This window comes from Kitasatospora sp. NPDC089913, assembly GCF_044748625.1.
Classification (GTDB): Bacteria; Actinomycetota; Actinomycetes; order Streptomycetales; family Streptomycetaceae; genus Kitasatospora.
Genome location: NZ_JBIVGI010000038.1, coordinates 41445 through 58619 on the forward strand (window position 1 = coordinate 41445; position 17175 = coordinate 58619).

The following is a 17175-nucleotide window of genomic DNA, read 5'->3' on the forward strand; positions in this document are numbered from 1 at the left end:
GGCCGGTCCGCCGCGGGCGCCCTCACCGGAAGGTGCCGGGGCGCTCCCGGCGCACGGTGCGGGCGCCCACGCGCCGGTGGCCGCGCGCGTTCTCCGCGCCCGGGGCTCCCGGCCGGCCCCGCAACCGCCGCCCGCCCACCGCGGCCCCCGTCGCCGCCGCGGCCGGTTCCGCACCCGCGTCCCGGAACCGGAACTGTGCGCACTCGTTGAAGCATGTGGTGAACCCGCGACCGCGCCCGGCCCCGCCCGTCACCGAGCGGTACCGAACGGCGGGAGCATCCGCGCGGGCGCGCTACGGTGGGCGGACGACCCGCGCACCCCGTGCGCCGCGTCCGGGCGAACGGGCCCGCGTGCGTCCGGTCCGCAGATCGCCGGCTCGATGAAGGTGGGGACAACAAACCGTCATGGCTGAGCACAGGGTCCGGGTCACCCAGGACAGCGCATCCCGCTGGCGGCGGCGCGCCGGCGAGTACGACACGCTCACCGAGGCCCTGGCGGCCGCCGAACCCGGCGACACGGTGACGGTGCGGCCGGGGACCTTCCGGGAGAACGTGGTCGTGGACAAGGTGGTCACGATCGTCCCCGCCCAGGGCCCCGGCACCGTCCGGATCGACCCTCCCGGAGGCGTCCCGCTCACCGTGACGGCCTCGGCCGCCGTCCTGGACCTGGTGATCGAGGGCAGCGACCGGTCCTCCCCCGCCGTGCTGGTGTCCGGTGCGGACGCGGCCCCCTCCTTCACCGGCTGCCGGGTCGAGACCCGCTCCGCCGCCGGGTTCGAGGTCACCGACGGCGCGCGGCCGACCCTCAAGGGCTGTGCGGTCTCCAACCCGGACGGGCTCGGACTCCGGCTCCGCGGCCCGGGCACCGCGGCGGCGTTCGAGGACTGCGAGGTCTCCGCCGCCGGTCAGGCCGGACTCGCCGTGCTCGGCGGCGCGACCGCCGCGCTGGAGCGCTGCCGGGTGCACCACGCGAGCGGCGCCGGTGTCCTGCTCTCCGACCCGGGCAGCGCCGCCGAGTTGACCGGCTGCGAGATCTACGAGATCCGCGGCAGCGGGGTGCAGGCCGAGGACCGGGCCCGCGGGCGGCTGGTCGACTGCGACATCCACCGGGTCACCGGCAACGGCCTCACGCTCGACGGCGAGGCCGAACTCGTGCTGACCGGCTGCCGGGTGCACGACCTGCCGGAGAACGCGGCCGACCTTCGCGGCCGGGCCCGGCTCAGCCTCGCCCACTCCACGGTGCGGGACTTCGGGCGCGGCGCGCTCTCGGTCTGGGACCAGGGCACCGAGGCGAGCGCCGAGTCCTGCGAGATCCACGGCTCCAACGGCGAGTACCCGGCGCTGTGGGTCAGCGACGGCGCCCGGCTCACCCTCACCGACTGCGCCCTGCACGACCTGCCGGACGCCCTGTTCGTACTGGACCGCGACTCCGCCGCCGTCGCCGAGGGCTGCTCGTTCAGCCGGATCCGCAGCTCGGCGGTGTCGGTCAGCGGCGGCGCCACGGTGACGCTCAGCGGCTGCCGGGTGCAGGAGGCGGGCACCGGGCTGTGGTTCCGCGACCACGGCAGCGGCGGCGTGCTGACCAAGTGCGAGATCTCCGACGTGGCGACCGGGGTGATCGTCACCAAGGGCGCCGACCCGGTGTTCCGGGACTGCACCGTCAGGGCCGGCTCCGACGCCGGGGTCTACGTCTCCGCCCAGGGCCGGGGCACCTTCGAGGACTGCCGGGTCTCGCACGGCAAGGGCTTCGGCTTCCACATCATCGACGGCTGCCGCACGGTGCTGACGCGGTGCCGGGCCGAGCAGAACGAGCGGGCCGGTTTCGAGTTCTCCGAGCCCGGCCCGGTGGTGGAGGGCTGCACCTCGGACGATGTCGCGGCGCTGCCGTCGACGGCCGCCGAGATCCCCGGACCGCGCGCCCAACTCGCCGCCTCCACAGGCTCCCTGGCCTCTGCCGCACCCGCGGTGATCGGGCCGATCCCGGACTGCCGGCCCGCCGACGAGGCCCTGGCCGAACTCGACGGACTGGTCGGCCTGGCCACCGTCAAGCAGGAGGTCCGGACCCTGATCGACCTCATCTCGGTCGGTCGGCGGCGTCGGCAGGCCGGGCTCAAGGCCCCCTCGCTCCGCCGCCACCTGGTCTTCACCGGCGCCCCCGGCACCGGCAAGACCACGGTGGCCCGGCTCTACGGCGAGATCCTCGCCTCGCTCGGGGTGCTCCAGCGCGGGCACCTGGTCGAGGTGGCCCGGGTGGACCTGGTCGGCGAGCACATCGGCTCCACCGCGATCCGCACCGCCGCCGCCTTCGACCGGGCCCGCGGCGGCGTGCTCTTCATCGACGAGGCGTACGCGCTCGCCCCCGAGGACGGCGCCCGCGACTTCGGCCGGGAGGCGATCGACACCCTGGTGAAGCTGATGGAGGACCACCGGGACGAGGTGGTGGTCATCGTGGCCGGCTACACCGCCGAGATGGAGCGGTTCCTGTCCGCCAACCCCGGCGTCTCCTCCCGGTTCTCCCGGACCGTCACCTTCCCCGACTACACCGCCGAGGAGCTGCTGGAGATCGCCCGCGCCCAGTGCGCGGAGCACGAGTACGCGCTGGCCGACGCCACCGAGCTGGCGCTGCTGGAGCACTTCGCCGGCATCGAGCGCGGTCCCGCCTTCGGCAACGGCCGGACCGCCCGCCAGGTCTTCGAGACCATGGTGGAGCGGCACGCGATGCGGGTGGCGCAGCTCGACGACCCGTCCACGGAGGACCTCCAGCTGCTCGTCCCCACCGACCTTCCGGCGCCCCGACTGCCGTAGCCCGGGCCGACCGGGGGCGGCCCCGCCACGGCGCCGGGGCGCCGACCCCGGAGCGGGCGGCCCGTCGGCCCGTCGGCTCGGCGCCCCGCCAGTCCGTCAGTCCGTCAGTCCGTCAGTCCGTCAGTCCGTCAGTCCGTCAGTCCGTCAGTCCGTCCAGGCTCCGCCGGCCAGGAAGGACTCCAGCCCGGACAGGTAGGGCGCGATGTCGATCCGCTCCCCCGCCAGCCACTCGTCCGCGTAGTACTTGTCGAGGTAGCGGTCGCCCGGGTCGCAGAGCAGGGTGACCACGCTCCCGCGTTCCCCGGCCGCCCGCATCTCGGCGACGATCCGCAGCGCGCTCCACAGCCCGGTCCCGGTGGACGCGCCCGCCTTCCGGCCGAGCACCCCGTCCAGCACCCGGACGGCGGCGATCGAGGCGGCGTCCGGGACCTTCATCATCCGGTCGATCGCCCCGGGGACGAAGCTCGGCTCCATCCGGGGGCGGCCGATCCCCTCGATCCGCGAACCCCGGTCGCACACGGCGTCCGGGTCCTCCCGCACCCAGCCGTCGAAGAAACAGGAGTTCTCCGGGTCCGCGACACAGATCCGGGTGTCGTACTGCATGTAGTGGACGTAGCGGGCGATGGTCGCCGAGGTGCCGCCGGTGCCGGCGGTGGCCACGATCCAGGTGGGCTCGGGGTGCGGCTCCAGGCGCAGCTGGGCGAAGACCGACTCGGCGATGTTGTTGTTGCCGCGCCAGTCGGTGGCGCGCTCGGCGTAGGTGAACTGGTCCATGTAGTGACCGCCGGTCTTCTCGGCGAGCTCGGCCGAGGCCGCGTACACCTCGTCGGGCCGGTCCACCAGGTGGCACTCGCCGCCGTGGAACTCGATCAGGTCGATCTTGGCCTGGCTGGTGGACTTGGCCATCACCGCGATGAACGGCACCCCGATCAGCTGGGCGAAGTAGGCCTCGGAGACGGCGGTGGAGCCGCTGGACGCCTCGATGACCGGCTTGCCGGGGCGGATCCAGCCGTTGCAGAGGCCGTAGAGGAAGAGCGAGCGCGCCAGCCGGTGCTTGAGCGAGCCGGTGGGGTGGGTGGACTCGTCCTTGAGGTAGAGGTCGATGCCCCACTCGGCGGGCAGCGGGAAGCGCAGCAGGTGGGTGTCGGCCGAGCGGTTGGCGTCCGCGTGGACCTTGCGGACCGCCTCCTTGAGCCAACTCCGGTACTCCGGGTCGGTGCGGTCGACGTCGACGGTCGGTTCGGTCCCCATGGCCTGCCACTCTCCTCGTGCGAGTTCTTCGAAGCCCCCCTCCGATGCGCTCACTACGAGTGTACGAGTGTCACGATAAGTGACATTATGTGAAGCTCCAGGCTCCGCTTATCGACCGCCGGGACCCACGGCTCCCCGCTGCGCGGCTACCCCACCTGCACCGACTGCGGATCGGCCAGGTACGGGCGCCAGCCGAGTTCCGCCGCCCCGGCCAGCGCGCTGTGCGCCAGCTCGGCACCGACGATCGGCACCCGGCCGCTGCGCCCCCAGAGGCTGCGGTCGGCCACCACCGCCCGCAGCCGGTCCGGCGCGGCCTCCAGGAGGTCGCGGTGCAGCCCGCTGAGCACCACCCGGTCCGGGTTGAGGATGTTGACGACCCCGGCCAGCCCGAGGCCCAGCCGGTCGATGACGTGCTCCACGGCCGCCCGGGCCCGCTCGTCGACGGCGGCGGCCCGGCAGAGCTCACCGGCCTGGTCGAGCAGCCGTCGTGCCGGGTCCGGCGTCAGACCGGCGGCGGCGAACAGCGCGTCCGGGTCGGTCTCGGAGTTGAGGCAGCCCCGGTTGCCGCACTGGCAGGGCCGGCCCTGCGGATCGACGGTCAGATGGCCGACCTCCAGGGCGAGCCCGGCACTGCCGGTGTGCAGCCGCCCGTCGATGACCAGCGCGCCACCGACCCCGCGGTGGCCGGAGGTGACCAGCAGCAGGTGCCGGGCGCCCCGTCCGGCACCGTGCCGGTACTCGGCGAGGGCGGCCAGGTTGGCGTCGTTGGCGATGGAGGTGGGCAGCGGGTCGAACGCCTTCGGACCGTGCTCGGCGCGCCCCACCTCGACGTCGTACAGGTCGGCCACGGGAGTGCCGCTGGGCCAGGCGAAGTGCAGTGCGGCCAGTGCCGTGCCGTCCGGTTCGGTGACCGGGTTCGGCAGGGCGAGCGCCGCGCCGAGGCAGCGGCGGTCGGTGGCGCGGGCGAGTTCGGCGCCCGCCTGGGCCACCGCGCGCAGCATCCGCACCGGGTCGGTGGCGGCGGGCAGCGGCAGGTGGACCGGCGGGTCGAGCAGCCCGCCGAGGCCGGCCAGGGTGACGCTCAGACCGTCGGCGTGGATCTGCCCGGCGACGACCACCGGGCCCGCGGGGTCGATGGCGAGCCGGTGCGAGGGGCGGCCGCGGCCGCCGCCGGCCGGGCGGGAGTCGACCGTGATCAGCCCGAGTGCCTCCAGTTCGGCGGTGACGGCGCCGGCGGTGGCCCGGGTGACGTCGAGCGCGCGGGTGAGGGCCGAGCGGGTCGGGGTCTGGCCGGTGTGGATCAGCTGGAGCGCCGGACCGAGCAGCGTCCGGCCGCGGTCGGGGGCCGCGCGGCGGTGGGCGTCGCGCTGCGCGTCGAGTTCGGCCCCGGTCCCGGGCTTCGGACTTGAAGGTGAGAGCTGCACGTCCCTATTCTTACTTTGTGCCGCTCCGAAACAAAATTCGTTCCCATGCCCCCGCCGACCGGCCGTCCCCCCAGTCTCGCAGCATCGCCGCCCGATCCCGCACCCTCCCTGCGTCCCTCCTCCCCTCCTGGGGCGGCGCCCGGCTCGCCCTGACCGCCTTCTTCGCCGTCGACGGCCTGCTCTTCGCCGCCTGGGTCGTCCGGATCCCCGACATCCGCAACCAGGTCGGCGCCTCGCACGGGGCGCTCGGCCTCGCCCTGCTCTGCGTTTCGGCGGGCGCCGTGGCCACCATGCCGATCGTCGGCCGGCTCTGCCTGCGGTACGGCTCCCGGCCGGTCACCGTCGCCTCGCTCGCCCTGCTCGCGGTCGCCGTCCCGCTGCCCGCGCACGCCCACTCGGTGCCCGCGCTCGGCGGCGTCCTGCTGCTCTTCGGCGCCGGCTACGGCGGGGCGAACGTCGCCATGAACAGCGCCGCCGTCGAGATCGTGAGCGAGCTCGGCCGCCCCGTCATGCCCAGCTTCCACGCCGGGTACAGCCTCGGCGGCCTGCTCGGCGCCGGGGCGGGCGGCCTGCTCGCCGGCACCCTGACGGCCGCCCAGTGGCTGGCGATCGCCGGACTGCTCGGCCTCGCGGTCACCGCGTTCGCGGGCGCCGCCCTGCTCCGCAGCCCCGCGGCGCGACCGGTCGGCGCCCCGTCCTCCTCCACGTCCGCCGCCCCGTCCTCCTCCACGTCCCCCTCCGGCGGCACCGCCGCCGGCGCCGGCCGCCTGCTGGTCCTGCTGCTCGGCCTCACCGCGCTCTGCACCGCGTACGGCGAGGGCGCCGTGGCCGACTGGACCACCGTGCACCTGACGGACGACGTCCACGCCGGCGCCCAGGTGGCCGCCGCCGGTTACGTCGCCTACGCGCTCGCCATGACCACCGGGCGGATCGGCGGCACCTGGCTGTCCGTGCGGCTCGGCCAGCACCGGGTGATGCTGCTCGGCGGGTTCACCGCGGCCGCCGGCATGCTGCTGGCCGCGCTCGCCCCGCTGGTCCCGCTCGCCCTCGCCGGGTTCGTCCTGGTCGGGCTCGGGCTGGCCAACCTCTTCCCGCTCGCCATCGCCCGGGCCGGTGCCGCCGGCGGCCCCCGGGGCGTCGCCCTCGCCTCCACCCTCGGCTACGGCGGCATGCTGATCGGCCCGCCGGTGATCGGCTTCCTGGCCGACGCGACCAGCCTGCCGCTCGCCCTCACCACCGTGGCGGGCGCGGCCACCGTCGCCGCCCTCCTCCCACTGGCCGTCCGGCGGCACTGACCCGTCCGGCGGCACTGACCCGCCCGGCCGGCGCCGGACGCTCCCCCTCCCCCGCGGCTGCGGCCCCGTGCGAGGATCGCGCCATGACGAACAGCACCGGACCGGTCCAGCTCCTCCGCGCCGCCGATCGCCCGGCCACCGCCTGGCGCAACGGCGGCGGGGTGACCAGGGAGGTCGCCGGGTACCCGGCGGGTTCGGGGCTGGACGACTTCCGGTGGCGGGTCAGCCTCGCCGACGTCGGGTCGGCCGGACCGTTCTCCGCCTTCCCCGGCGTGGACCGGGTGATCACCCTGGTCGAGGGCCCGGGGATGGCCCTGACCGTGGACGGCACCGAGCACGTCGTCGACGCGCCGTTCCGCCCGTTCGCCTTCTCCGGCGACGCGGCCACCGACTGCCGGCTGCTCGGCGGCCCGCTGGTCGACTTCAACGTGATGACCCGGCGCGGCCGGGCCACCGCCGAGGTGACCCTCGCGGACGAGGCCCGGACGGTGGAGGTCCCGACCGGGGCCACCGTCCTGCTGGTCTGTCTCTCCGGCACCGCGACCCTCGACGCCGGCACCACCCTCGCCCGCTACGACGCCGCGCACCTCACCGCCCCCGCGACCCACACCCTCCGCCCCACCGGGACCACCGCCGTGCTCGTCCTGCGCACGGCCGTCGACTGACCGGGCCCGGCACGCCGCCTCACTCCTCGTCCTCGCCCTCGTCCTCGCCCTCGCTCTCGCTCTCCTCCGCCCCGAGGCCGAGAAGCGCGAGCACCCGCTCCACCGCCTGCTCGTCGGCCCCCTCGATCTCCGTGTCGCCCTCCACCCGCAGATCGAGATGGGCGAACCGGGGGGCCAGCCCGGCCAGGACCTCCAGCGGCTCCCGCTCCGCGTCGGTGTCCTCGATCACCAGCTCCCGCACGGTCAGGCTCGCCAACTGCGGCAGCAGCGGGCTCTCGGCGAGGACGAGGAAGTCGCCGGCCTCCTCGGGCTCGAAGACCGCCGCGCCCAGGTCGAGGTGCCTCAACCGGGGGTACCCGGCCGGGTCGAGCTCCGCCAGCTGCGCATTGCCGGAGACCGTGCCGTGCACGTCGTGGTCGATCTCCACCTCCAGCGTGACCAGACCCGGCGTGGACGTCCCGAACAGGGAGCCGTCCGAGAAGACCGCGCCCCTGGTCCGGAGGTGCGTCAGCCCGTCGTGCACCACGTTGTCGAGCAGGAAGGCCCCTTCGAGCTCCAGAGCGCGCAGGGCGGGAAGCGCGGGCCACAGCGCCCGGCCCACCTCGGGCGGGACCACCGGGTGGTGCAGGTACCGCTCGACCTCCAGCGGGTTGCCCGTCGAGGTCCGGTGCAGCTCGAAGAGCGTGTCGAAGTCGTGCCCGAGATACAGCTCCGCGAGCCGGGGACGCTGCCGCGCGGCGAGCGCGGCGGCCGCCGTCCCGGCGGAATGGTGATGGTCCGTCAGGTGGAGCTCCAGTGTGCGCAGCCGCCCGGAGGCGGGGTGGCACAGCAATGCGTCGACCAGCACGGCCTCCCACTGCTCCGGATCGTCCGGGTCGTGGGCGCCGGTGTGCGGCAGCTCCGCCAGGAGCCGTGCCACCAGCGCCCGGCGCCCCGCCGCGGTCTCCGGCGCCGGCCGGAACACGGCCGTGTCGAGGAAACCGCGGAACCAGCCGAGGCGCCACGATCCGTCGGCCCGCAGCCCGTCCAGCCCGCAGTCGCGCTCCACCCGCCGGTACAGCGCGGCGAGCTCCGCGTCGTCGCCCGCCGCCCCGGAGTGCTCCAGCCGGATCGCCTCCCCGCGCGGATCACCCGCCGCGTCGAGCGCCTCCGCGTGGGCGAGCCAGTCCGCCCACGCGTCCGTCACCGGCACCGGTACCTCGTCGACCCAGCCCATGCCACTCTCCTGTCCTCGGGTGAGCGGCAGTATCCCGGCCACCACCGACACCCGGCGCACCGGGCGGGCGGACGGGCGGACGGACGGGCGGACGGGCGGACGGGCGGGCGGACCGGCCTCCCGCGCGACGGCGGGAGGCCGGTCCGGACGCACCCCGGTGACGGCCTCAGCCGCAGAGCACCGGGGTGGCGTGGGCCGGGTCGAGCGCGTTGGTGACCAGGTGCAGCGCGGTCGGCGCGAAGGCGACGGCCACGTGCTCGGCGAGCGACAGCGGGCAGTGCGCCTGGACCACCTCGTTGTCCACGGCCGCCGCACCGGCGCCGCCCGCCCCGTCCAGGAACTGGCTCCGGTAGGGCGTGACGACCTCGTCGTAGACCGTGGAGATCACGGTGTAGCGCACGCCCGGGACGGTGTCCGGCCTGGTGGCCATCCGCCGGTTGAAGTCGGAGCCGACCGCCTGGTCCCGGCAGGCCGCGCAGGCCGTGTAGATCAGTTCGGCGACGCGCGGGAAGTACGGGGCGAGGTTGGTGATGCCGTCCAGCGTGGTGCCGTGGTTGGACGGCGCGAGGGCGACCAGCTTGCCGACCTTGGCCGCGCCGCCGAGGAACTTCAGGTAGTAGTTCGGCAGCATGCCGCCCTGCGAGTGGCCGACGAGGTCGACCTCCGCCGCGCCGGTCGCGCCGCGCACCAGGTCGACGAATCGCCCGAGCTGGGCCGCCGAGTCGGTGACCGGGGCGAGTCCGCCGATCGGCAGCAGCAGCCCGCTGCCGGAGGAGGTGATGCCGGGGACCGTGCCGTAGTCCAGGGCGAAGACGCAGTAGCCCAGGCTCTTCAGCAGCGGCGAGAGCACCAGCCAGTTCTCGTACCGGTTGGCGAAGGTCCCGTGCACCAGGACCACCGGGTTCGGATGGGCGGCACTCGGCCGGCAGTTCCAGTCGTTGGCGCCGGGCGGCGAGGCCACCGTGTCGCCGTCGGGCGGGAGTTCGCCCGCGGCGGCCGGGACGGAGGCAGCGGCGGCGGACGCGGTGGGGATCGCGGTGGGGGTCGCGTCCGCCGCCCGGGCCACGCCGGCGGGACCGCCGGCGAGCAGTGCGCCGGCCAGCAGCGCCGCACCGGCAGACCCAAGAAGCCTGCGGCGCAACGGCCTTGCGGCGGAGCGGAGAAGTGGGGTTCTCAACGGTTGCCTCCGGAGCGGAAGTTTGTTACCAACAGGTAACCCGAGTGCCTCCATCCTGCGGTCGCCCCTCCGACCTGGGTCTCGGGCGGCTTCCAGACCTCGACGGAGTTCTCTGTGACCGGTCACAATTCACCCCCCACCGAAACCGGTTGGCGGATCCCGGTGATCGGCGGCACCGCCGCCGACCAGCGTCTGCTGAGCGCCGTGCCCGAGTTGGCCGAGGCCCTGGTCGCCGCGCTGCTGGACCGGGTACCCGCCTACCGCCGCTTCCCCCGCGAACTGGCCACCGGCGAACTGGTCCCGGTCGCCGCGCGCCGGATCCGCGCCCTCGCCCATGCCGTCCGCACCGGACTCCCGGCCCCCGAGGGCGAGTTCGCCGCCGTCCGGGAGGCCGCCGCCCGGCGCGCCGAGGAGGGTGTGCCACTGGACGCCGTCCTGTTCGCCCACCATCTCGGCATGGAGGTCTGCTGGGAGCTGATCACCCGGCACGCCGACGACGGCGACGCGGCCGACCTGCTGCTGCTCAACCGGCTGATGCTCAACCACCTGCGCCGGGCCGCCGCCGCGACCTGCGCCGGATACCTGGCGGAGGGCCGCGGCGACGCCGACGAACGGCGGGCCGCCCGAGGAGCCCTGGTCACCGCACTGCTGGACGGCGCGCCCGCCGAGGCCGAGGCGGCGGCCGGCCGGGCCGGGACCGTCCTGCCGCCCGCGTACGCGGTGCTGCGCCTCGCCGTCGCCGAACACCCCGACGAGCGCTCGCCCGACGTCGACCGGGCCGTGGCGGGGCACCGCAAGCTGCGCCGGCTGCGCACCGAACTCGACCACGCCACCCGGCAGTCGGCGCTGTCGGCGCTCACCGCCGGCGGCGGTGTGGTGCTGGTCCCGCTGGAGCACGACCCCGAGGCCGTGCCCGAACAGGCCTGGGAGCGGCTGGCCGAGACCCTGCGGCGGCTCGCCCGCGCGGCCGGCGTCACCGTCCGGGCGGGCGGGGCGGCCTCGGCGCCCGCCGAGGTCCCGGCGGCGGCCGCGCTCGCGGCGGAGGTCCTCGAGGTGGCCCTGGCCGTCGGCCGGGCACCCGGCCTGCACCGGCTGGACGACCTGCTGGTCGAGTACCAGCTCAGCCGGCCCAGCCGGGCCCGCTCGCGACTCGCCGCACTGCTCGCCCCGCTGGACGGCGCGGGCGAGCTGCTCACCACGCTGCGGGTCCACCTCGCCGGGGGTCTCAGCAGACGCCACACGGCCCAGGTGCTCCATCTGCACCCCAACACCGTGGACTACCGGCTCCGCCGGATCGCCGCCCGCACCGGCCTGGACCCCACCCGGCCGGCCGACCTGCCCCGGATCACGGCCGCCCTCGCCGCCCGCGACGCCGAACGGGCCGCCGCGGGGCACACCCCGGGCGCCCGGACCGTCCACTGACCCCGGACCGTTGCTCAGCCCCGGACCGTTGCTCAGCCCCGAACCGTTTCCCGACCCCGGCCCTTCCAGTCCTCGACCAGCAGGCCGAGCAGCACCTCGTCCAGGAACTCGCCCATCACCCACGCGGAGGAGCGCAGCACGCCCTCCCGGACGAAGCCGTTGCCCTCGGCGGCGCGGAGCATCGCGGCGTTGTCCGCGAGGGTCTCGACCTGCAGCCGCCGCAGACCGCGCACGACGAAGCCGTAGTGGCACAGCAGCGCGACCACCTCGCTGCCGTGACCCCGGCCGCGGGCGGAGGGCCTCAGCCCGAGCCCGAGGTGCGCGAGGCGGTTGTGGTTGTCGATGCCCCACAGGCTCGCGCTGCCGAGGAGCGCGCCGCTGCCCAGCTCCACCACGGAGAACGGCACGACCGCGTCGTCCACGCGGTCCAGTGCGAGCCGGGACTCCTTCGCTCCGGGCGGGATCGGCCGCCACGGCGCGCTCTCGGCCCGCGAGGAGTTGGCCACGTCGTCGTGGAGCTCGGTCAGCAGGACCGGGATGTCGTCCTCGTGCCGGGCCCGCAGCCCGATCTTCTCGCCTCGAAGCATGCGAGTTTCCTATCCGACCCCGCGCAACGGCGGCAACCGAATTGTCCGGCGCGGTCAGACCTCGGACTCGCCCGGCAGCCGCAGGTCCCAGCCGGCCAGCGCCCGCAGCTGTGCGGCGGTCATGTCGTCCGGGAGCGGCCGCGGCGGTTCGTTGCGGAACGGCGGCTGCCAGCCCTCCTCCCGCGTCCAGCGGCGGACGGCCTTGGCGGGCGCACCCGCCACCACCGTGTGGTCGGGCACCTCGCCGCGCACCACCGAACCGGCCGCGACGACCACGTTGCGGCCCAGCCGGGCGCCGGGGAGGATCACCGCTCCGGTGCCGATCCAGCTCCCGGAGCCGATCTCCACCGGCTCGTTGCGCGGCCACTGCTTGCCGATCGGCAGGTCCGTCGCCCGGTACTCGTGCGCCTGGTCGGATATGTAGACGCCGGGGCCGGTCCACACGTCGTCGCCCAGCACGATCGACTGGTGGCCGACGATGTGGCTGTCCCGGCCGATCACGCAGCCGCCGCCGATCCGCACGATCGGCTCGGGCCCGAGATCCAGGCCGGGGAGGAAGCCCGCGCAGATGGTCACCCGTTCGCCGATGATCGAGAACGGGCCGATGGTGATCCACTGCTCGTTGAAGACCGCGCCGAGCGGGAAGCTCAGTTTCGTCCCCGCGCCGAGCTCGCCGAAGCGGTACGGTCCGGGGTTCTCGCTGGAGACCGAACCGGCCCGCTGCACCCACTGCCAGCCCCGGTGGACGAGCCGACCCGCAACGCGCCGGCCGCCGGCCCGGGTGGCGCTGAACAGGGAACGCGTGATCGACATGCGCTCACGTTACCGGTCCGTACGGTCCGCCCGGCGCCGAGGCGGCCAAGGTCACACGAGCCCGTCGCCCGCCCGGCCCCGCTCCACCCCGTCACCGCCGGTGGCCCGCCGCACAGCGCCCCCCGTCACCGCCGGCCGCCCGCCGCGCACCGCCCCCACAACATTTCCGCCGCCCGTCCATGGGAACACGCGTCCGAATGCCGCCGGTGCTGCCAGAATCCCGATCATGGAGATCACCGCACACATCGACGCCCTGCGCCGCGAAGGCGGCCTGCTCGCGGACGCCGCCGCCCGCACCGACCTCGACGCCGCCGTCCCGACCTGCCCGGAGTGGCGGTTGCGGGACCTCGTCCTGCACACCGGCCATGTGCACCGCTGGGCCACCACCCACCTCCGGGACGGCCGGCCGACGCCGATGGACGAGGCGAGCCAGCAGGCGATCTGGGCGGAGGAGCCGGACGACGCCGTCCTGATCGACTGGTTCCGCGCGGGCCACGGCGCACTGGTCGACACGCTCCTCGCCGCCCCCGCCGACCTGGACTGCTGGACCTTCCTGCCGACGGCCCCGAGCCCGCTCGCGTTCTGGGCCCGCCGGCAGGCGCACGAGACGGCCGTGCACCGGATCGACGCCGACGCGGCCGCCGGCACCGAGGGACCGGAGACCGCACCCGGGCTCGCGCTCGACGGCATCGACGAACTGCTGCGCGGCTTCCTCGCCCGCGACCGCTCCCGGCTGCGCACCGAGCGGCCGCGCACCGTCCAGATCAGCACCACCGACGGGCCCGGCCGCTGGCTGGCGACCGTCAGCACGGACCCGCTGTCCGTCGAGCTCACCGAGGCCCCGGCCGACCTGACCCTCACCGGCCCAGCCCGGGACCTCTACCTGCTGCTCTGGAACCGGCTGCCCGCCGGGACCGGGCGGGTCGAGCACGCGGGCGACGAGGCGCTGCTCGAGCTCTGGCGCGAGACCGCCACCATCGGCTGAGCCGACCACACGGGTCGGAACACCTAACGCACCCAGCGGGCGGGCCGCTTCTCCAGGAACGACCGCATGCCCTCCTGGGCCTCCTCGGAGCCGAACAGCCGCGCCGACAGCTCGACCAGCTCGTCCGCGTCCCGCTCGAAGGAACGCACCACCTCGGCGTTGGCGAGTCGCTTGGAGTGCGCGAGGCCCTGCGGCGAACCCAGCCGCAGGGCGTCCAGCAGTTCCTTGAGCGCGACCTCGGCCGCCTCCGGCGCGTCGGCCGCCCGGGTGATCAGACCGATCCGGGCGGCCTCGGCCGCGTCGAACACCTCACCGGTCAGGTAGTACCGGGAGGCCGCGCGCGGGTCCAGCTTGGGGCGCAGCGGCAGCGAGATCACGGCCGGCGCGAGTCCGAGCCTGACCTCGGTGAACGCGAAGGTGGCGGCCGGTCCGGCGATCGCCAGATCGGCCGCGCCCACCAGCCCCAGCCCGCCGGCCCGGACGTGCCCGTCGATGACGGCGATCACCGGCTTGGCGCAGTCGACGATCGCCCGCTGGAGGTCGACCAGCCCGCGCGGCCCGACCGTCGGGTCCGCCCCGGTCGCCTCGGAGAGGTCCGCCCCGGCGCAGAACACCTTGCCCGCGTGCGTCAGCACCACCGCGCGCACCTCCGGGTCGGCGGCCGCCCCGGCCAGTCCGGCGGTCAGCTCGGCCATCAGCCGGCGGGAGAGCGCGTTGCGGTTGTGCGGCGAGTCGAGGGTCAGCGTGGTGACGGCGTCCTCGGTGGCGATCCGGACGAAGGGCGCTTCACTGGTCATCGGTTCGGTCCTGCTTTCCGGCTGAGGGTGGGTCGGAACGGGGCCGCGGCCACGGGTGGGCGGCGGCGACCGGACGACTCTGACATGCCCACCCTCCGCTCGGCCAGGCCCTCCGCCCCCGCCGGCCACCACGGTCACCGCTCAGAGCCCGGAAGTGTCCAGGTCGAGGTCGAACGGCTCCGGCAGCCGGACCGGCGTCCCGAAGGGGTGCGGCCCGTCCTCGACCGCGTAGCCGAGCCGCGTCGGCCCGCTGAAGAGCGTGCAGGCACGGTGCTGCCGGTCGACCAGGAGGTAGAGCGGGGCGCCGTACTGCCCGTACCGGCGGCGCTTCACCGTCCGGTCCGTTTCTCCGTTCGAGGGCAAGGTGACCTCCACCACCAGCAGGGTCTGGTCGGGGAGCAGCGCGCCCTCGGTCTTCGCCGCGAGGTCCTCCGGTACGACCGCGAGGTCGGGGATGAACCAGTTCTCCGATCCGGGCAGGTCGAGATTTCCTGCTCCGGACACCAGCCCCAGCGCTTCCAAGCGCGCCGTCAACTGCCGACGGACGACCTCCGCAGCACTCTCATGGGCCCAAGTCGGCGACATAGGAGTGATGACTCCCTCGATGATCTCGGCGCGGTCACCCGCGACATGCTGAATCGCGTACTTGAGCGCCCGTTCGGGATCCGTCACCGTGCTGTAGTCGCTGGGGAGTCGGGGAGCTGTACTCACGAAGCGATCTCCTTCCCTGACGTCCATCTCGTCACGTCGAGTGCGTGAAGAGAATACCCTCCGTGAAAGTCGTGGTGCGACGATCAACTGTCGGCCACGATGAGCCCATGACCACGGAATCACAGCCCGCCGACACCGGCCTCACCCACATCACCGAGCCGCCCGGGGTCGCCCCCGGCACCGGGTACACCCAGGTGGTGACGGCCACCGGGCGGCTGGTGGCCGTGTCGGGCCAGGTCGCCTTCGACGAGCAGCGGCAGCTGGTCGGGGAGGGCGACCCCAAGGCGCAGGCGCGGCAGATCTTCGAGAACCTGCGGCGCTGCCTGGCGGCGGCGGGCGCGGACTTCTCGCACGTCGTGAAGCTGACGTACTTCCTGACCGACATCGCGGACATGCCGGCCGTCCGCGAGGCGCGGAGCGAGGCGTTCGGCGACCTGCCGCTGCCGGCCAGCTCGGCGATGCAGGTGGCAGCGCTGTTCCTGCCGGAGGTGCTGATCGAGATCGAGGCCTTCGCGGTGCTCCCCGAGTAGCCCGGGCCGTCCGCGTCCATCACGGCCGACGCGTCAGGCCGCGGCCGTGCCCCGCCGCCGGGCCCACCGGACGGCGGGGCCCATCGCGAGGCCCGCGCCGGCGAGCAGCGCGCCGAGGGCGGCCCAGCCCGCCAGGCCGTGGCCGATGACGGCGGTCGAGACGACGGCCGGGCCGATCATCAGCGCGGCGGACATGCCCGCGTTGAAGACGCCCTGGTAGGCGCCGTGCGCACGCTCGTCGGCCAGGTCGTAGCTGAGCGCCCAGGTGCCGGCCTGACTCAGGACCTCGCCGCCCGCCTGGAGGGCCACGCCGACCAGGACCACCACGGCGGCGAGCGCGGCGGGCACGCCGTGGGCGAGGCCGAGGACCAGGCAGGAGGCGGCCAGGACCAGCCCCGCGCGTCCGCAGGCGCGGGCGGCGGCGACCGGGTGCTCGGTGCCCCGGGTGGCGGGGACCTGGAACGCGATGACCAGCAGGGTGTTGACGATCAGGGTGCCGGCCACGGTGATCCGGGGCGCGTCGGTCTGCTGGACGATCCACAGCGGCACCCCGACCTCCAGCATCGCGAACTGCAGGGCGAGCACCGAACCGAGCGCGGTCACCACCAGGAACGGTCCGTCCCGCAGCGCCGGGTTCCGCCGTCCGCCCCCGGGCGCGCCCTCCTCGACGGCCTTGCTCGCCCCGACCGCGTCACCCGACGCGGCACCCGACCATCCGGGCACCCGCAGCCGCTGGAACAGCACCGCGACGGCCAGGTACGAGGCGGCGTCCGCCAGGATCGCCGTCAGGTAGCCGGCCCGCGAGTCCACCTGGAGCGCGATCGCGCCGACCGCGGTGCCGAGGCACAAGCCGACGTTGGTCACCACCCGCAGGTAGGCCCGGCCCGCGACCCGCTTGTCGGCGGGCAGCACCTCCGCGTACAGGGCGTTGCGGACGGCGGCCGAACCCCGGTCGGCGGCGGAGACCAGGCAGGCGAGCGCCACGAACGCCGGGTAGCCGTCCACCAGGGTGTACCCGGCGGTGCCGAGACCGGTGAGGGCGACCAGCGCGACCAGGACCGGCCGGGACCCCCAGCGGTCGGCGGCGCGCCCGGCGGGGACGCTGGCGAGCACCCCGCAGAGCCCGGCGGCGGTGAGCGCGATACCGAGCCGACCGGCGCTCAGGCCGAGGAAGCGGGTGAAGAACAGCACGCCGACGGAGAGCGAGAGACCGCTGCCGACCGTGTTGAGCAGGGTGATCCGGGCGAGCCGTCGCACCGTCGGGTCGGGGTGCAGCAGGCGCGACACCCAGGACCCGGGGGACGCCCCGGAGGCGGGGGACGCCCCGGAGGCGGGCGGATCGGAGGTGGGCGGATCGGAGCTCGGCGCGGCGGTCGCCGCCGGTGGGGTGGTCATGCGCACGATCACACCCCGGCACCGCCACTCAGCAGTACTGATTTAGGCTGGCACCGAATCCGGCAGCGCACCGGCGGCGCGCACCGGGCCGCGGGGCGACCGG

Annotated in this window: 15 protein-coding genes; 6 read left to right on the plus strand and 9 right to left on the minus strand. The window is 75.0% G+C overall.

Annotated features, from left to right (window positions below; translation table 11 throughout):
• Positions 1 to 404: 404 nt before the first annotated feature.
• Entirely contained in the window at positions 405 to 2804 is a 2400-nt protein-coding gene (locus ACIPYS_RS36240; RefSeq protein ID WP_093859395.1) for a right-handed parallel beta-helix repeat-containing protein, read from the plus strand.
• Between the two features lie 144 nt (positions 2805 to 2948).
• On the opposite strand, the gene ACIPYS_RS36245 is transcribed toward ACIPYS_RS36240, so the two are convergent.
• Positions 2949 to 4055, minus strand: coding sequence for a PLP-dependent cysteine synthase family protein (locus tag ACIPYS_RS36245; RefSeq protein WP_400754316.1), 1107 nt, complete (start codon positions 4053 to 4055; stop codon positions 2949 to 2951).
• Positions 4056 to 4201: 146 nt separating this feature from the next.
• A complete protein-coding gene (locus tag ACIPYS_RS36250; RefSeq protein WP_231978700.1) occupies positions 4202 to 5380 on the minus strand; it encodes an ROK family protein in 1179 nt (392 codons plus the stop codon).
• A 116-nt stretch (positions 5381 to 5496) separates the two neighbouring features.
• Here ACIPYS_RS36250 and ACIPYS_RS36255 point away from each other — a divergent pair, with 116 nt between their 5' ends.
• Entirely contained in the window at positions 5497 to 6774 is a 1278-nt protein-coding gene (locus ACIPYS_RS36255; protein ID WP_400754319.1) for an MFS transporter, read from the plus strand.
• Positions 6775 to 6857: 83 nt separating this feature from the next.
• The gene (locus ACIPYS_RS36260) at positions 6858 to 7439 is read left to right on the plus strand and encodes a HutD family protein (RefSeq protein WP_093859398.1); all 582 of its coding nucleotides are present in this window, start codon (positions 6858 to 6860) and stop codon (positions 7437 to 7439) included.
• A 19-nt stretch (positions 7440 to 7458) separates the two neighbouring features.
• On the opposite strand, the gene ACIPYS_RS36265 is transcribed toward ACIPYS_RS36260, so the two are convergent.
• On the minus strand, positions 7459 to 8655 hold the full coding sequence (locus tag ACIPYS_RS36265) for a hypothetical protein (RefSeq protein ID WP_400754323.1): 1197 nt from the start codon (positions 8653 to 8655) through the stop codon (positions 7459 to 7461).
• 166 nt (positions 8656 to 8821) lie between these two features.
• Complete coding sequence (locus tag ACIPYS_RS36270; RefSeq protein ID WP_400754362.1) at positions 8822 to 9745, minus strand: esterase/lipase family protein; 924 nt, start codon at positions 9743 to 9745, stop codon at positions 8822 to 8824.
• A 201-nt stretch (positions 9746 to 9946) separates the two neighbouring features.
• Here ACIPYS_RS36270 and ACIPYS_RS36275 point away from each other — a divergent pair, with 201 nt between their 5' ends.
• Positions 9947 to 11254, plus strand: a complete 1308-nt coding sequence (locus ACIPYS_RS36275) for a PucR family transcriptional regulator (RefSeq protein WP_400754326.1) — start codon at positions 9947 to 9949, stop codon at positions 11252 to 11254.
• Between the two features lie 32 nt (positions 11255 to 11286).
• On the opposite strand, the gene ACIPYS_RS36280 is transcribed toward ACIPYS_RS36275, so the two are convergent.
• The gene (locus tag ACIPYS_RS36280) at positions 11287 to 11841 is read right to left on the minus strand and encodes a GNAT family N-acetyltransferase (protein ID WP_400754329.1); all 555 of its coding nucleotides are present in this window, start codon (positions 11839 to 11841) and stop codon (positions 11287 to 11289) included.
• A 54-nt stretch (positions 11842 to 11895) separates the two neighbouring features.
• Positions 11896 to 12654 (minus strand): DapH/DapD/GlmU-related protein, encoded by a 759-nt coding sequence (locus ACIPYS_RS36285; RefSeq protein ID WP_093859403.1) that lies wholly within the window; start codon positions 12652 to 12654, stop codon positions 11896 to 11898.
• Positions 12655 to 12880: 226 nt separating this feature from the next.
• Here ACIPYS_RS36285 and ACIPYS_RS36290 point away from each other — a divergent pair, with 226 nt between their 5' ends.
• Positions 12881 to 13639 carry a maleylpyruvate isomerase family mycothiol-dependent enzyme gene (locus tag ACIPYS_RS36290; protein WP_400754333.1) on the plus strand — a complete coding sequence of 253 codons (759 nt, stop codon included), beginning with the start codon at positions 12881 to 12883 and terminating at the stop codon, positions 13637 to 13639.
• A gap of 23 nt (positions 13640 to 13662) precedes the next feature.
• On the opposite strand, the gene ACIPYS_RS36295 is transcribed toward ACIPYS_RS36290, so the two are convergent.
• Together ACIPYS_RS36295 and ACIPYS_RS36300 are read right to left on the minus strand one after the other, a co-directional pair.
• On the minus strand, positions 13663 to 14436 hold the full coding sequence (locus tag ACIPYS_RS36295; protein WP_093859405.1) for an enoyl-CoA hydratase family protein: 774 nt from the start codon (positions 14434 to 14436) through the stop codon (positions 13663 to 13665).
• Positions 14437 to 14577: 141 nt separating this feature from the next.
• Positions 14578 to 15174 carry a Uma2 family endonuclease gene (locus ACIPYS_RS36300; RefSeq protein ID WP_400754337.1) on the minus strand — a complete coding sequence of 199 codons (597 nt, stop codon included), beginning with the start codon at positions 15172 to 15174 and terminating at the stop codon, positions 14578 to 14580.
• Between the two features lie 80 nt (positions 15175 to 15254).
• Between ACIPYS_RS36300 and ACIPYS_RS36305 the strand changes: the two genes are divergently transcribed.
• A complete protein-coding gene (locus ACIPYS_RS36305) occupies positions 15255 to 15677 on the plus strand; it encodes a RidA family protein (protein ID WP_400754340.1) in 423 nt (140 codons plus the stop codon).
• A 33-nt stretch (positions 15678 to 15710) separates the two neighbouring features.
• Here ACIPYS_RS36305 and ACIPYS_RS36310 read toward each other — a convergent pair whose 3' ends face one another.
• A complete protein-coding gene (locus ACIPYS_RS36310) occupies positions 15711 to 17072 on the minus strand; it encodes an MFS transporter (RefSeq protein WP_400754343.1) in 1362 nt (453 codons plus the stop codon).
• Positions 17073 to 17175 lie beyond the last annotated feature (103 nt).

Excerpts from the sequence above, each read along its gene's own strand:
- ACIPYS_RS36295 (WP_093859405.1), bottom strand. The coding sequence starts at position 14,436 with ATGACCAGTGAAGCGCCCTTCGTCCGGATCGCCACCGAGGACGCCGTC.
- ACIPYS_RS36260 (WP_093859398.1), top strand. The coding sequence starts at position 6,858 with ATGACGAACAGCACCGGACCGGTCCAGCTCCTCCGCGCCGCCGATCGC.
- ACIPYS_RS36280 (WP_400754329.1), bottom strand. The coding sequence starts at position 11,841 with ATGCTTCGAGGCGAGAAGATCGGGCTGCGGGCCCGGCACGAGGACGAC.
- ACIPYS_RS36300 (WP_400754337.1), bottom strand. The coding sequence starts at position 15,174 with ATGGACGTCAGGGAAGGAGATCGCTTCGTGAGTACAGCTCCCCGACTC.
- ACIPYS_RS36290 (WP_400754333.1), top strand. The coding sequence starts at position 12,881 with ATGGAGATCACCGCACACATCGACGCCCTGCGCCGCGAAGGCGGCCTG.
- ACIPYS_RS36310 (WP_400754343.1), bottom strand. The coding sequence starts at position 17,072 with ATGACCACCCCACCGGCGGCGACCGCCGCGCCGAGCTCCGATCCGCCC.
- ACIPYS_RS36245 (WP_400754316.1), bottom strand. The coding sequence starts at position 4,055 with ATGGGGACCGAACCGACCGTCGACGTCGACCGCACCGACCCGGAGTAC.
- ACIPYS_RS36240 (WP_093859395.1), top strand. The coding sequence starts at position 405 with ATGGCTGAGCACAGGGTCCGGGTCACCCAGGACAGCGCATCCCGCTGG.
- ACIPYS_RS36265 (WP_400754323.1), bottom strand. The coding sequence starts at position 8,655 with ATGGGCTGGGTCGACGAGGTACCGGTGCCGGTGACGGACGCGTGGGCG.
- ACIPYS_RS36305 (WP_400754340.1), top strand. The coding sequence starts at position 15,255 with ATGACCACGGAATCACAGCCCGCCGACACCGGCCTCACCCACATCACC.
- ACIPYS_RS36285 (WP_093859403.1), bottom strand. The coding sequence starts at position 12,654 with ATGTCGATCACGCGTTCCCTGTTCAGCGCCACCCGGGCCGGCGGCCGG.